Below are 15,766 nucleotides of genomic sequence, written 5' to 3' on the forward strand. Positions count from 1 at the left end.
GATACATCATTGTGCACAAAGCAACTTTTTTAGCATAATTATCAACATATTTCGTGCTCTGATTCCCATTTTCCTGCAATAAAAAAGGGAAAACATTTATCGCAAAATAACGATTAGATTAAAACAGAAGCAATGTTGCTAATAAACTTGCTGAACATTCAGCCCTTCTCCAACATCCTTTTCTGTTATTTATAATACCTCCTCATAATCAAAAAAAGCATTGAATCTCATCCCTCCTACATTACATAGGCCCTAGTGGGGATTAAGACTCAATGCTTTGGAAACTCCTTCTCATTTCACTCTAAAATTGTTTTGAGCATATTTGGTTACGAGAAGGACAGCAATGGATAGATAGGCTATAGTCAACACGATGATAATAGCGGTTAGTCCCCATAGTGGAGGACCTAGATACATCGCCACAACAAAACTCAATGAAATAAGGCCGTTTACGAATGAGAAAAGAGGACTATTGGTTTCCAACTCAGTGGTATAAGGTTGAATCACATAGTATAACAACAGATGATGTACTGAGAAAAATACAGCCAGTGCAATGGTTGTAACCCAGATAGGAAGTAGTGTACTTATATCTTGTCCTCCAGTTAATACAAGTATAGATACACTTACTACAGCTGCTAAACAAGAACCTAACTTAAGATTTATGCTTAATATACTTCTAAATCGTAACAGAAAATGCTGCTTCGCATGCTGGCGGTAAAATGGATAGCGCATCATCGGCTTATCAACATGGTAGAATAGAGCCTTACAAATCTGGCTACCTACGGTCAGATTTAGCATGAACATAATGATTAAAGGTGAGAATCTTTCAATTGAATCTAGTGAAAGATGATTTTTGAAAATGAGTACCAACAAAGGTAGGAGTATGCCTATGATCATAATAGCCAATAAACGTCTGTGGAACGGTGCACGGAGGAGAGCGGTGTGCCTGGTAACCAAAATTTCGTGTAATTGCTCGTATCCCTTTTTTTCTAATGTGCGCTGCTCGTTGACATGAAGGTTAGACGACGTAGGCCTGCTAAGATCATGTTCTTTTGACTGAACCATTCTCTGTTGAAGATCAGCCATCCGTATTTCTGGATTTAACAATGGATCAGCATGGTTTATTACTGCGCGCACTGCAGATGTGAAATCCGTATGTTTTAGTAAAACATACCCACAGATAGCCCCGAACAACGATATCAGTATCAAAAGCCCCGGTTGATCCAATATCACAGATCCAAATAGAGGAAGGTTTAGTTTTGTGAAGGGAAGGTAAGCAAAAGTCAGTGCCAGCAACATGCTCAAACTCGTAGCCCATATTTTCTGTACAAGAATAATGCCTTTCCATTTAAATAATGCCAAATGTAAAGATTCACATATCACTCGCCAAAAAGTCATCATTCCCACAATCAGCAATGCATGAGGAATTGAAAATTTAAAAAGTACCGCAACCAGAGTCATAGCAATCCCTTGATAGATGAAAAATGTCGTATACCGATAAAATAGCGTAGCTCGCATAAATTTGGTTGGGTTTATCCGCATAAGTCGGATAGATGTATACTTCATTTTGTTTGATTCCAACACTTTTGCACTCGTTACCCCAGCCATTACGCCACTTATGCAAAAATACATGTGAAGAAGAAGGTTAAAATGCTCCGTACGATTAATATTTTCCGTCCATAAGAGCATGGGCAATGCAAACATTCCCACGAAATATAATAAGCTTTCCAATAAACCAACGACAAATAATAAAATAATCGCAATTGCACCAATTGCACGTTTCGTCCGAAAAGCAGCATAAGTTTGTTCACTGATTAAATGAGCAACAAACGGTAAATTATGCGTGAAATAGATCAAACGGTTGACCAGCGTAATCATCTGTAACTGCCATATGCGAGAAATTGTACTAATCATTCCCGTCATCGGCGTTCTCCTTCGTACTTCCGCTTTGGCTTTCATTCCGTAATAATTCAATTACCTGTTCTTCAAAGTCGGGCTGAGTAAGGATTTCGGGTGAAATCTGTGTTAAACTCCCATGATTTAAAATAATTAACTCATCACACAGATCCGTTGCCAATTGCAATATATGGGTCGAGAAAATTAGGATATGATCTTTTTTTAAATCACTTTTTTCATCCCATGCGAGTAATGTTTAATGAGCTTATGTCGGTCATCCTGAGCAATGTGCATCATATCAAACAGGGCATCAATATTGTTTCCTCGTCCTTCAATCACATCTACGTTAACATCGATGAAAAAACGTACAAATTCATATCCTGTCAGAAATTCTGGTAACAGTGGCAAAGAGTAAACGTATCCTACATCATCCATTTCCAAGTCACGCGTTTTAGATCCGTTGACAAGTTTCATTTTGCCGCCATCCACTTGGATCTCGCCACCTAAACAATTGAATAACGTTGTTTTTCCGACGCCATTGCGCCCAAGAAGGCCATAGATCTTTCCCTTTTCAAATTGAAAACTTAAATTGGCTAATACTTTTTTTTCACCAAAACTCTTCTCTACATTTTGTAAGACCAATTTCATTTATTTGTTCCTCGCTTTCAAACCAATTCATTTTTTGTTTACCTGGAATTTCAATAAAACCGTACATGCCGTTGTTCACGTTATTATTCATATCTAATAATTGTTTAGTTTTCATCCGTATCAATCCCTTCAATTTTTTCATAAAAGGATAAGAAGTAATATCCCTTTAATAGGTGAATCGTGTCACTTGACCAATATTACTAATATTGGAAGTAGACAATCACTCTAAACTAGAATTCTATTTTGAACGTTATAACTCCTTGTATTTACAGATAAAAGTCTATGTGATACAACAAAAAGCCGCAAAAATAGCGACCATAATGGGTATTCGTTCTTATGCATAAATAATTATGCTCGGATTCTGAATTAATACAAATATCCTAATTAAATCCTGAATCTTTGTCACTAATTCCTCACTAAAAAGGGAACGAATAAACCGACGGGTGTTTCATTACACTGCAGTTTGTTTTAAGTTATCAAAAGCTAGCTTTCCGAAATATTACAAGTCGGACTAGCACATACTAAGGAACAGTTGGCTGAAGCTTACATAACGGAGGTCTCATCATGGTATTTACAATCACAATTATCATCGTTGCACTATTTGCAATATGGGGAGCCGTCGCTCCTGATCAGCTGGCGGATGTGGCTAATGTTGCCTACAACTTCTCTATTCAGAATTTTGGCTGGTTTTATTTGCTAGCGACACTGTTCTTCCTGGTCTTTGCTTTTTATCTGGCGTTCAGCCGATTTGGCGGTATTAGGCTTGGGGATGACGATGATGAGCCGGAGTATTCTACGCTTTCCTGGCTGTCCATGCTGTTTAGCGCTGGTATGGGCATTGGGCTGGTTTTTTGGGGAGTAGCTGAACCGCTATCCCACTATTTATCTGCCCCTGAGGGGGCGGTACCCGAAACAACGCAAGCAGCCATACTTTCAATGCGTTATTCCTTTTTCCACTGGGGGCTGCATCCTTGGGCTATCTATACCGTCATCGGCCTAGCGCTTGCTTACTTCCAGTTCCGGAAAGGATACAAAGGGCTGATCAGTTCCACCTTTATTCCTCTGATAGGTGAGCGTCTTGCTGCAGGCTGGCTTGGAAAGGTCATTGATATTCTGGCGGTCATTTCCACCATCTTTGGTGTTGCGACCTCGCTTGGGCTGGGTGCACTTCAGATCGGCGGGGGTCTGAATCACTTATTCGGTATTCCTAACTCGACTCTGTCTCAGGTTGTCATTATCATAGTTGTAACCGTACTGTTTTTGATCTCGGCAACCACCGGTCTGGATAAAGGGATTAAGATTCTGAGCAACACCAACCTCGTTATAGCTGTGCTATTGATGATGTTTGTATTAGTGACTGGTCCGACTTCTTTCATATTTGACACATTCACGACGACCTTGGGCAGTTACATGCAGAACATTATTAACATGAGTTTGAGACTGACCCCGTTCTCAAGAGAAACCTGGATTGGAGCATGGACGTTATTTTACTGGGCATGGTGGATCTCGTGGGCTCCTTTTGTCGGCACTTTTATCGCAAGGGTATCCAGAGGAAGAACCATAAAGGAATTTGTAATTTACGTCATGGTTATTCCAAGTCTTTTCGGATTTATCTGGTTCTCCGTCTTTGGCGGAACAGGACTTCACATGGAATTGTTCAATGCCGCTCATCTGGCGGAGGCTGTCAAGGAAGATACAACAACCGCTTTATTCCTTATGCTGGAGCAGCTGCCTTTGGGCACGATCGTGGCATTCATCGCCACAATGCTGATCATGATCTTCTTTATTACGTCGGCTGATTCAGCTACCTTTGTACTGGGCATGCTTACTTCAGATGGCAAGCTGGACCCAAGTGCAAGAGTGAAATTAACCTGGGGAATCATGCAGTCCTCTATCGCGGTAGTACTGCTAATCAGCGGGGGGTTAACTGGCCTCCAGACGGCATCCATTGTAACCGCATTGCCGTTCGCTATTGTCCTTATTGGTATGTGTTTCTCCCTGCTCAAGGCTCTAAAGGCTGAGGACAAAGAGCGCCGTCAGAAGGAAAAACGGCAGCGCCAAAAGCTGAAACGACTGCTGGAGGAACAAGAAATCTCGCTGAATGAAATTTCCGGCAGGTAATGTATACTTGATGTTAAAACGAACAAAAGCCCGCGTTTTTGCGGGCTTTTTATTATTTCATGGTATTGAGTTTTTGAGATCTGTCATGAATTCTGTTTGAACCCCAAGCGGAATGATTTCTAACACTTATTTATACTATTAACGTTCTCCAGTTCCTAGAGGGTTAATGTACAATGAGGACCGGGCAACTTGATAGCTGTGAAACCTTGTGGCTGACACTTCCAAGCATCATTTCTTTTATGCCCCTTAGCCCACGGCTTCCGATAATAACAAGTTGCTGCTCGGTATCCCTTGCATAATTCAATATTTCATGCCCGGGATCTCCCTTAAGATGAACAGTTTCCGGGTTAATTCCCGCAGACTTTAATTTAGATTTGGCTTGATACAACTGTTCCAAACTCGCTTTCTCCATTTCGTTCATTATGTCTTCCAGAAAATTCTCTGGTAAAAACGTCATGCCGATCGGCACATAACTCTGGCTAACATGAACCAAGGTAACTTGAACTTGTTTATTTTGGGCTATTTCAACGGTTGCATCAAGGAGTTTGTTCGTTATTTCACCTTTATCAATGGCGACCAGAATTTTGTCAAACATAGTTATCATCCTTTCCGTGAGATTTCGTATCTATTTTGACTACCTACAACACGATTACTCGCTGCTCCGATACCAACTAAAAAGAGTAAGACCGAAGCCCCAAGAAGAATGAAAAGTGGCAGGTTCCAACTATTTGTTGCATCGTGCAGATATCCTATAAGGGCTGGACCGATTGCGGCAAGAAGATATCCGATCGATTGGGCCATGCCAGATAGTTCCGCTGCTTGATGCGCATTTTCAGTGCGCAATCCGAAAAACATCATGGCCAAACTAAAGGCGAAACCTCCACCAATTCCGAGTATGACGATCCACAACAGAATGACATTGGAACTTCCGTAAAGAAGTCCGAGTGTCCCCGTCAAAAGCAAAATGGTTGTGATGATTACTAACAAACGTTGGTTAGACATACGCCCAGCAATAACAGGGACAATAAAGGTAAATGGAAGCATCGCTAACTGCATGATCGAGAGGTACCAGCCTGATTGGTTGGATTCAATTCCTTGCTGCTTTAAAATTTCGGGCAACCATGCGATCAACACATAGAAAACCATGGACTGTATCCCCATAAAGATTGTTACTTGCCAGGCAAGCGGAGATCGCCAGACATTCACATCGTTGCTGGCCATCTGTTGACTCGTCTTGGCTGTTTGGTTCGTTTGATTTCTTAATTGGGGTAACCAACACAGGATCGATACAAAGCTTAGTATCCCCCATACCGCAAGTGCTCCTTGCCATTTTAGCCCTCCGTTTATGGCTAGCGGTACACTGACTCCCGAAGCGATTGCCCCAGATAAATTCATTGAAATGGAGTAAACGCCTGTCATGGATCCAATTTTATTTGGGAAATCCCGTTTAATTATACTGGGCAATAATACATTACAAACGGCAATGGCGAATCCAAGAACTGCTGTTCCAATAAAGAGATTAGCTGCGCCAGATAAAGATCGTATTACAATACCAACAGTCAGAAAGATTAGGGCAATCAAAATGATACGCTCAACCCCATACCTCCGTCCTAATTTTGGTACAAGAGGTGATAATAAAGCAAAAGCAAGCAAGGGTACCGTTGTGATCAGACCTGCTAATGTATTTGAAATATGAACGTCATCCCTTATAAAACCCACTAAAGGACCAACTGAGGTTAAGGGAGTACGTAAATTAGCTGCAATAACAATAATGCCGAGAATGATCAGCGCTGCAGAGGCTGGCACGAATTTATTATTTTGTTTATTCGGCATTCTTCATTTCTCCTTCCTGAATTATTACGTCTTATTTTTGCTATTTGTTGGCTGAAAACTTTGCTATAACATCCGCGCGAATAATAAAAGTATAGTATAATATACTTTAATAAACAATAATTATTTTATGATATACTAAAATTGAATAAAAAATACAACTCTGAATTCCCGTCATGGAATTCGGAGTTGCATTTAATAAGTGAATTTTCGACGACTAGAAACCATATTTTAAGGAAATATGGAGCACTGTTTCGTTATTCGTATGATTGGTATAAGCGTGCGGATAATCTGCACGAAAACTGATCGTATCATATTGATTCAATGTGTAAATCTCTCCATTGACTTGTAACTCGATGGAACCCGTCATTACTGTCGCAATTTCAGTGGTATTCACATGGTGACCTTCAGGGTAATACGAGCTATTTGGCTGTAAGTAAGCCCGACACATTTCAATATCGTTGCTTTTAAAGACGGGTTCAATGATCCAATTTTTCTCATCATTAGAAAACCGCAGTCCCTCCCCTGCTCGATACAAACTAACAGGTTTCTCTGATGTGAACAAAGCCAATAGCGGTAAAGATATACCTTTTGAAATTTTCCATATGATGGCCAAAGTTGGATTTGTCTCACCACGTTCGATATTCCCCAGAGTAAGTTTGCTTACGCCCGTTAATTCTGATAAGTCGTCTAAGGTCATGTTTTTTTCTTTTCTATACTTTTTTAATGCACCGCCGATTTGTAGTACAATTTGTTTTGACTCATCGATTTCATCCATTTGATATTCACCTCAATAAAAAACTATATAGCTAGTATATTGTTTATCTAGATTCTTTTCCATTCCAATTCAATAGAACTTGGCGAGATTTTCTTGATAAAATTGTATTAAAAGGATAAAATGACGTGCATCAACCGGGTTTTATTCAAAGAACGGTATAGCTTATGAAAGGTGGCTTAGCAATGAAAATTCTCATCGTTGGCTATTTTAGCGAGACCTCAAAATCAAATATTGCAAGGTGTTTTCCGCAAGATTGGAACGTTGTAATTGTTCCGCCCGGAAAAGAAATGTTGGATCATATTGAAGATAGCCAGGTAATCATCCCTGAACATATTAAAGTGGATCACAGTCTGCTTTCTAACGCAAAAAAATTAAAATTGGTACAGACGGGTGCAGGATTTGATAATGTGGATGTCCCTGCCTGTACACAGCGCGGCATTTGGGTGGCCAATGCTGGAGGAGTGAATGCACAGGCAGTGGCCGAGCATGTAATGGCACTGATATTGTCTTATTATAAAAACATACCGTTTCTTGATACTTTCATGAAAAACAAGATGGATGAAAATCAATTGGACTATGCAGGGAGTGAGTTAAAAGGAAAAACGATTGGAATTATCGGTTTGGGTGCTATTGGAAAAAAAGTAGCTTCGTTTTGCAGGGTTTTTGATATGAATGTGCTGGCGAATGCGAAAAATGCCACTGTACAATCGGACGCTTTTGTGAAAATGACGGACTTCGATACTCTTGTAAGCACATCGGACATCGTCAGTGTACATGTACCCTTGAATCAGCAAACCAAACAGCTGATCAACAAAGCGGCATTCAAAAAAATGAAAAATACCACTCTTTTTATCAATACAGCCCGCGGCGGCATTGTCAACGAAAGAGACTTGATTGATGCATTAAAAAACGGGGATATTTCAGGCGCATGCCTGGATGTGTTTGAATCTGAACCGCTTCCGATTGACAGTGAGCTCCGGAATCTGGGTAATGTGATACTTACTCCCCATAAAGCAGGAATGCCTGATGGTCGGAAATTTCATAAAACAAGATATGATTTCTTTATAAAGAATATAAGACGTGTAGAAAATGGTGAAGAGCCTGAAAGCAAGCTCAATCAGTTATGATGTTTTGGTGCAGCGGCCCCTTTCCTTTCACTTCAATCCATTTTTAAAATTTTGTCTCTTGTTTACGCAAGGTTACAATCCAGACAACTGAAAAATTGTTCAACAAAAAAATCACCATATATTTTCTTCATCTGCGCTGTGTTAAATATATATTGTTCCATTTGCTCAAGCTTGCGCAGACTGCGTATCAGTACTTTCCGATCATCGTCAGATAGATTAGGGTCATCGTCTATCTTCGTCAGAGCATTTTTCACACGTGCGGATACCTGTTCAACATACAAATGGTTTTTGGATTTTGGCGGAATACATTTCGTCAGATCACAGCTTACAAAACGAACAGCGTCTAGGATGCAGTTTTCAAAATTGGCGATTAGCTTTTGTTGGCCATTTCCCTCAAACGTAATATCCACTAGCTTGCCGGTAAAGGAACAATTGACGATATTCGCCGCTTGTAAAATCCGGTCATTGAATCTACATTTATAAAAAGTACAGTCGATACATTTGAGTTTATTATGGTCATACCGCTTATCGTTTCGTGTTCGTACCTGACAATATCAGAAAACAATTCGTTGTTTACTGACATATCCGACTCAAGTCTTCTCATCCCTATCACCCTATCAGTCCCTCGACATGAATTGTTATTACTAATATAAGTTCCCTACTTTGAGTCAGGCATGGAACGCAACTCCATGATTAGTCTCTGTCATACCTGTGATTGTACTGCCATTCTCCTTCTTCATACAATGCAGGTTGACCGTATCTGGAATACGAACTTGTACCGATAAAATAAAAAGTCGCCTAAAATAGTGACCTTGATGGGAGTATGTTCTTGTCCGTCGACAAAAAACATCTCCGAAAATATAGTATCATATCTTCAGAGATGTTGTCCTTCAATAGCATGTGTATTATTATTTTTATTCGCTATCTGGTTTATTCTCCTGCTCTTCATATATGAATGGATAGACTTGACTTCCGAGCAACATTCTTCGCCCTTGGAACTCATCATACAGATTGATTCGAACTGTCCCACTAGTTACGATTTTGCTTAAGTTGGTATTCAAGTTCATGAAGTATGATTTATTGTTGCCAACGGTTAAATCGGTACCGAGTGTTAATATCTTCTCTATGGATTTCCCGCTCGGGTCAATGACTTCCATAATGAGCTTATGGTCAGTAGAACCTGTCTCATAATCTCCATTTCTTAAGAGATCATAATAAATAACGATATTAAGCATATCTTTCCCTGCGCTAAGCGTCCCCTCACCTCTCGTAATGTTGAGCTGATACGGAAACAATTCCACATGTTGCAGGTTCGTTGCTGGTTGTACAACTCTAGGGCTAAGTGCTAAACGAACAGTATTAATAGAGCCCGTGAGTTCATCCCCGACATCTGCCATCTTTCCATTCGCAACCCCTTCTCCGACATACAGTTCAAGCTGCGAAGTATTCACATTTAGTGGAAGCTTGCTCCAGACCGTCACCAGGTTTTTCCCTTTCGGACTGGTCTTGGCGGACGATTGGCTGACCTCTGCCTCAAAATACTCGTTATCTGGTGTTTTGTAGTAAGCAACTAACTGTGACTGCTTGGATTGCCGTTTTTCCTGGTTGGTCATTTCCAGTTCCGTGTACATTAGATTGGACTTAGCATCATGGTAAATGGTGGTCAAGCGTTCACGGACTTCTGTTTTCTTGCCTGGAGTATGGATGGGATAAGCGTCGCCTGCAGGAACCAGGCTCATAGCGTTGTTGAACGGGTTGAAGTTCAACGACAGAAATTTAGTAACGTCTTCGCCTGCTGTTTCCTGGAGCTCAATTCGTAATTGATTGAAATTATACGAATACGGCATGTTAGCAAGGACATAGAGTTCCGCGGTTTCATTGGGCGCCAAGGTCGTTTGGTTATCCTGTACCACGATTTGGCCTGTACTACTGAGATCCCGCATTCCAGCATTTATTGCTGCTTTCAGCACAGGCAGCTGCACGGTCGTCGTTTTGGTATTACGAATGCTGATTCGGGCTACGATCTGATCTTTATCTCCCCATGGCAGCCGCTGATATGAGCTAAGCTTCACGCCAAATGTCCCGTGACTATTCTCAATGATATCTTCTAAGCCCGGATGGCTTTTGCCTTCTTGAGCATATGGAACTTTATAAAGTGCCGTCGGGAAGCTAATCTTCCCTTCCGTAGCAGGCTCAGTCAATTGCAGCTGCAGCGTATTCTGTTTCATATGCAATGGCACATCTACATCCAGATCAATAAGCTTCTCCTCCATCGGCTTCAGGGTAACATGGTCAATTGCCTTGGCGTTCACCGGAATGCTGTAGCCTTCATCCGTATTAATAGAAAGCTCATAAGCTGGCAGCTTCACGGATTTTTCACCGAGATTTTTAATGCGGAATTGAATATTCCATTTGCCAGTATTGTTCTCAGTATATACAGAAGCATATTTCAGCTGCGTTTCAATCGTTTGATGGCTCATCGAAATTTTTCTGATGCCATAAGCCGGCACAGGCTTATCAGCGGTAACAGCTGGCAGCTTGAAGGTTTTTACGGGTAGCATCATGTTCAACGTTTCGTCTTCTTGCGTAAATTGCATCGTCATAAGTTCTGCTTTAAGGTTGGATGGAACCTCTGCTAAATAATATATCGTTCGTTTCTGTCCTGGCTGGATCTTGAAGCTGCTCCCTGTATCATCCTCAGGCACAAGATCGAATACTGAGCCCCCGGCCGATTTCAGTTGTGCTTTATATCCGGGATCGCTTAGTACCTTCTTGCCCCTGTTTGCATATTGAACGGCCACTCTCATGTATACTTTTCCATTATGATTCATTCGCTGCATCCGTTCCGCCTTGACCGTGACTGGCTGCTGTTTCATCATGATCTTGGTGCTTTTGCCCTGCACTACAGCAACATCCGGGGCTGCATCGGGAAGGTTGAACGATTGCACTGGGATCTGGATCTTCAATACTTCATCTTCCTGCGCAAGCTGCAGAGTCATGCCATGTGTCTTCATCGTGGAGGGTATCTCAGCCCAATAACTGATGACTCTGCTCTCCTGAGACTGAAGCTTGTAGCCTGAGCTGGCTGAATCGGGTACAAGCTGAAATGTTGAACCGCCCGCTGACCTTAGATATGCTTTATATCCAGGGTCACTCAGCATTTTGGTTCCTCCGTTTGAGAGCCTGAGTCCCAATTGAACATACACTTTTCCATTAATTTTATACCTCTGCAAGGTATCCACCTTGGCTGTAACAGGAAGATTATTTATTGTGATCTTTTTGCTCTTACCCATCGGAATTACAGATGAGTACTGGGCAGGAACCGTGAATTGTCCCAGCTTTTTCTGATAATTTGTACTGTTAAAATCCCATCCGAACATGGAAATTTTGATCCCATTGACCTTTGTCGAGTTTCCAATGTTTGCATAGTACGTCACAGACAGGCTGCTGTTCGCAGGCACCGTTCGTTTATCAGCATCACGGGTCACTGCTTTTCCTTTTATAGTCGTACCACTCGGCGTAGAAACCTTGGAAAAATAATCGATAAGATCCATTCTATTGCCGCTGCTGTTACTGTAACGAAGCGTATATATGAGAATACTTCCACCTGGCTGAGTAAAAACATCCATCTCCGTCAGCTTTACATGGACGCTCTGCTTCAACGAAACTGAGCCCAGTTGATCTAATGTCAGACCAGACGTGGCTACAGTAGATTTGGAAACGAGGTGATCAGCCGTGGATGCCCCGTATACGTCAAGGGCCATGAAATGACCCAACACGGCGGCAGTGAGTAGTATTGTCACATATGTTTTTTTTGGCCTATACATGAATCTACCTCCCTGTATAAAAAGACATTTGCCCGCTTTTCATTCTGTGAAGCAGGAAGCATCGCACGAATGCAGGCTGCTTCCCGCCATTTACCTATTCGTTTAGATAAGTTGTGACCCGGTTTTGGATCAGTTTGGCTACTTCCTCGGCAGTTTTCTGTCCGCTGAAGAATGCAACGGACTCTTCTCCGGCAATACTTAACACTTTAACATCCAGATCTACATATTGATCGGCGGATTGAACAACTTGTTTAAACACGGCGAACTGTTCATCCGATACTTTTGCCATCTCCCCATTTGGAAGCTTGTATTCGCCATTTTTAACTTTTTCTCGAAGATTATCAATCTTATTTTCATTCACGGATTTAAGCATCGAGAATCCTTCTCGATCTTGTAACATTTGCACTTCTTCCGACAATAAGAAGCTGATGAAATTCCAGGCCTCATCCTTTACGGGCGATTTGGCATGGATTGCGAACTGTTTTATAGTAGATACTCGCGAGCCTTTTCGATCTCCGGTTTCTCCCGCCTGCGGTGATTGCAGCAGCTTGGGTTGATCAAAAAGCATGTAGGGACCTTCGATAAAATCAATTGGCGACGTAATTGATGTGGAATTGAACATTTGATTGCCCGGCTTTGCTTCTTCCGATGTCACAATCTCTTCCTCGTACATTTGTTTAACCTGCTCGAACAGATTCACAAATTCGGGAGAATCGAATGTTGCCTTTTTGGCCGAAGGATCGACAAATGCAGCGTAGTTCTCAACAAGCATCTCCTGAAAGAGGAGTTCCGGCGGGTAGGACGCTAAGGCATAAAGCTTATCGGTACCACTTTTCTTTTGGATTACTTCCTTTGAAACCTTCTCAAACTCCTTCCAGTTCCAGGTCTTATCATCAAACTTAACATTAGCGTTGCTCAGCATTTCCCCATCTCCTACAAATGCTCGTAACCTGTACCCCAAAGGTACGGTATACATTCCATCATTCACCTTCAAACCGTCCAAAATATTCATTTGCAAATCGTCTTTATCCAATGTCTGATCTTTATTGAGCAAGTCGTTCATGTCGAGAAGAAAACCTTTGCTTACATATTCTTTCAACGGTAGGTCATCAACTTCAATGATATCCATGCTTTTTCCCGATAACATGGCTGTATTCATAGAATTCCGATACTTCTCGTATTCCCCTGATCCCCATTGTTCTCCCGTCTTATATGCATTGATCTGAAGATCGATGTCCGGGTATTTCTCTTCGAATTTTTTCTCCACTGTTTGATAGAATGGGGTCGACTCTGTCACAGACAGGGTAAGCACTGTTTTTCCATCTTTCGATGTCACTTTATCTGCTGTACTACTTCCCCCTGAACTGCATGCGGTTAAACTCGTGATAATAGCCCCCATAGAAAGGAGCAAAAGCCATTTTTTCATTGTAAAATTCCTCCTGAACTCTTCTTATTGTTACGTCTCACTATTCCAAGCGGATACGGTCACCATCTTGCAGAGGCTCGCTACTGTTCAGAATGATCTTATCCTCTGCGTAGATGATGTCGGTTTGGATCATCGTTTCTTTGTCATTCTTCTCGCTGGACTCAATCTTGACTTTGCGAACAACAAATACATTACCGAGTGCCCCCGGCTTCTCCTCGACTACAAAAACATAAGTGCCTTCCCGGTCCTGATGAATAGCTTCATTGGAAACAAGCAGCCCTTGATCGAGAGAACTTTTCTCGATTTTAATCCGAGCCTGCTCACCTCCCTTCAGTTCGGCATTGAGGAGCTTAATACGAAGGATCTTTTGCGGGATGGTTACCATCCCCGCTCCTTTATCAGAGGCTCCCTCTATAAGTGGCTCCGCATTAATGATTTCTTCAATGATGCCATCCATGCTGTTGGCTTGCTGCTCTTGATCTGTATCTACCTCTACCTTGACCTGTTCTCCGATGGATACCCCTAACCTGGATAAACGCTTTGCATCCGCATTAACCTCGAACTTGTAACCTTCCCCGCTGTTCGAGACAATGATATCTGGTTCGCCTGCGGAAGCCAGTCCTTCTACCGCGTTCAACTTCGTTATAATACCGTCGAACGGAGCGGTCAGTACCTGATCTTTGGACAGTTTTTCTCTCATTTCGTTGATCTTGCGCTCCTGCGCAGCAATATCAAGTTTGCCTTTTTCAATTTCACGTTGTGCGCTGCGCAGCTTAAGTTCATCTTCTTCGAGGGACGATTGGATGAATTGGTCCTGAAAATTCTGCTGCTCGATCTTCTGCTTATCCAGATTTGTTACTTCAAGTTCAATTTCTTGTTTTGTCGATTGACTATCATAGGTGATAAGCTTCTGTCCTTTCTTTACACGTTCGCCTTCTTTCACAAGAATCTGCTGAGTCTTCCGTTCTGTTGAACCGGATAACTTGGCTTCAGCAATCGGCTGAAGGATTCCGCTACCTTCAATAACTAACTGAATGTCTCCCATTTTGGGCTGCTCCGTAGTCACTTTCGGTAAGGTCAGCGATTGCAGCGTATTGCTAAACAATGTGAAGAGCAGCAGCAATCCCATAAAGCTTATGAACACGACTACAATAATTCGCTTTCGTCTTTGCTCAGCAGCCCCTGTATTTAACTCCATATCCTTTCTTCTCCTCCCAAAACCAGCACTGAAAAGTTAACCTTTAACTCCGGATAATTGAATACCCTCAATGAAATACGACTCCGCATACAGAAATACCATCACCATCGGGGCCATATAGAGCATGGATGCAGCAAAAGCGATACCCTTGTCACTTTGATTAATCGTAGATAAAAAGACGGACAGCGGCTGCTTGAACGGGTCGTCTAAAAAAATAAGAGGCTGTTCCACCATGTTCCAATAATCAACGAAGAGCAAAATCACAAGTGCCGCTAATCCTGGCTTGATCATCGGAACAATCATCGTAACAAATATCCTTAAATGTCCTGCTCCGTCCATTTTGGCAGCTTCAATATAGGCGTAGGGAATGTCCAGCATGAATTGTCTGAGCATAAACACGCCAAAAGCTGCGAAGATGCCAGGAAGAATGATAGCACTTGTAGTATTCAGCATCCCAAGCATATCGACCATAATGTAATTGGGTACCAGCGTGACTTGGAATGGCATGAGCATCGTCATGACATATACCAAAAACATAGAGTCCCGGCCGCGAAATTTTAGCTTGGAGAATGCATAGGCAGCCAGAGCCGCAACAAGAGTCTGACCTACAATAATCGGTACGACCATGAACACCGAATTCCAGAACATCATCAGATATTTCGGGTTGTCGAGAAATACCTTGCCGTACTGTGCAAAGGACACCTTATCCGGTATCAGTTTCAAGTTTGCAAATACACCATCTCTACCGACGGCTGATTCATTCATTTGCCCGATGAGACCATAATTGATCCCAATTTCCAGTTCTGTCATCATAGAATTTGTGAATATAATCACAATAGGTGATATTAAGATCAAGGCAATAACACTCAGGATGAATGTTAACACACCATTTTTCAATATGTAGACTATTCGCACAGA

General features: G+C 41.8%; 13 protein-coding genes. 2 read left to right on the plus strand and 11 right to left on the minus strand.

Features of this window, described 5'->3' with window-relative positions; genetic code table 11:
- Window positions 1-291: 291 nt before the first annotated feature.
- From IFU39_RS04475 to IFU39_RS04485, 3 genes are all read right to left on the minus strand, one after another.
- Window positions 292-1,956: a hypothetical protein gene (locus IFU39_RS04475; RefSeq protein WP_192131444.1), complete on the minus strand. Its 1,665-nt coding sequence runs from the start codon at window positions 1,954-1,956 to the stop codon at window positions 292-294.
- 159 nt (window positions 1,957-2,115) lie between these two features.
- Window positions 2,116-2,541 carry an ATP-binding cassette domain-containing protein gene (locus IFU39_RS04480; protein ID WP_223199703.1) on the minus strand — a complete coding sequence of 142 codons (426 nt, stop codon included), beginning with the start codon at window positions 2,539-2,541 and terminating at the stop codon, window positions 2,116-2,118.
- Window positions 2,501-2,656 (minus strand): hypothetical protein, encoded by a 156-nt coding sequence (locus IFU39_RS04485; protein WP_179198703.1) that lies wholly within the window; start codon window positions 2,654-2,656, stop codon window positions 2,501-2,503. Before IFU39_RS04485 ends, IFU39_RS04480 begins: the two co-directional genes overlap by 41 nt.
- Window positions 2,657-3,105: 449 nt before the next feature.
- Between IFU39_RS04485 and IFU39_RS04490 the strand changes: the two genes are divergently transcribed.
- On the plus strand, window positions 3,106-4,662 hold the full coding sequence (locus IFU39_RS04490) for a glycine betaine uptake BCCT transporter (RefSeq protein ID WP_091021007.1): 1,557 nt from the start codon (window positions 3,106-3,108) through the stop codon (window positions 4,660-4,662).
- Between the two features lie 163 nt (window positions 4,663-4,825).
- Here IFU39_RS04490 and IFU39_RS04495 read toward each other — a convergent pair whose 3' ends face one another.
- From IFU39_RS04495 to IFU39_RS04505, 3 genes are all read right to left on the minus strand, one after another.
- Entirely contained in the window at window positions 4,826-5,257 is a 432-nt protein-coding gene (locus tag IFU39_RS04495; RefSeq protein WP_105598877.1) for a universal stress protein, read from the minus strand.
- A 5-nt stretch (window positions 5,258-5,262) separates the two neighbouring features.
- Entirely contained in the window at window positions 5,263-6,495 is a 1,233-nt protein-coding gene (locus tag IFU39_RS04500) for a CynX/NimT family MFS transporter (RefSeq protein WP_105598876.1), read from the minus strand.
- 214 nt (window positions 6,496-6,709) lie between these two features.
- Complete coding sequence (locus IFU39_RS04505; RefSeq protein ID WP_091021004.1) at window positions 6,710-7,270, minus strand: helix-turn-helix domain-containing protein; 561 nt, start codon at window positions 7,268-7,270, stop codon at window positions 6,710-6,712.
- Between the two features lie 182 nt (window positions 7,271-7,452).
- Between IFU39_RS04505 and IFU39_RS04510 the strand changes: the two genes are divergently transcribed.
- Window positions 7,453-8,397 (plus strand): NAD(P)-dependent oxidoreductase, encoded by a 945-nt coding sequence (locus tag IFU39_RS04510; protein WP_192131446.1) that lies wholly within the window; start codon window positions 7,453-7,455, stop codon window positions 8,395-8,397.
- 62 nt (window positions 8,398-8,459) lie between these two features.
- Here IFU39_RS04510 and IFU39_RS32770 read toward each other — a convergent pair whose 3' ends face one another.
- From IFU39_RS32770 to IFU39_RS04535, 5 genes are all read right to left on the minus strand, one after another.
- Window positions 8,460-8,651, minus strand: coding sequence for a hypothetical protein (locus IFU39_RS32770; protein WP_244660866.1), 192 nt, complete (start codon window positions 8,649-8,651; stop codon window positions 8,460-8,462).
- Between the two features lie 660 nt (window positions 8,652-9,311).
- The gene (locus IFU39_RS04520; RefSeq protein ID WP_192131448.1) at window positions 9,312-12,224 is read right to left on the minus strand and encodes a hypothetical protein; all 2,913 of its coding nucleotides are present in this window, start codon (window positions 12,222-12,224) and stop codon (window positions 9,312-9,314) included.
- Between the two features lie 94 nt (window positions 12,225-12,318).
- Window positions 12,319-13,650 carry an ABC transporter substrate-binding protein gene (locus IFU39_RS04525; protein ID WP_105598872.1) on the minus strand — a complete coding sequence of 444 codons (1,332 nt, stop codon included), beginning with the start codon at window positions 13,648-13,650 and terminating at the stop codon, window positions 12,319-12,321.
- A 40-nt stretch (window positions 13,651-13,690) separates the two neighbouring features.
- The gene (locus IFU39_RS04530; protein WP_105598871.1) at window positions 13,691-14,848 is read right to left on the minus strand and encodes an efflux RND transporter periplasmic adaptor subunit; all 1,158 of its coding nucleotides are present in this window, start codon (window positions 14,846-14,848) and stop codon (window positions 13,691-13,693) included.
- A 36-nt stretch (window positions 14,849-14,884) separates the two neighbouring features.
- A complete protein-coding gene (locus IFU39_RS04535; protein ID WP_091020998.1) occupies window positions 14,885-15,763 on the minus strand; it encodes a carbohydrate ABC transporter permease in 879 nt (292 codons plus the stop codon).
- Window positions 15,764-15,766: the final 3 nt, after the last annotated feature.

The organism is Paenibacillus sp. CFBP 13594 (genome assembly GCF_014842675.1).
GTDB lineage: Bacteria > Bacillota > Bacilli > Paenibacillales > Paenibacillaceae > Paenibacillus > Paenibacillus amylolyticus_B.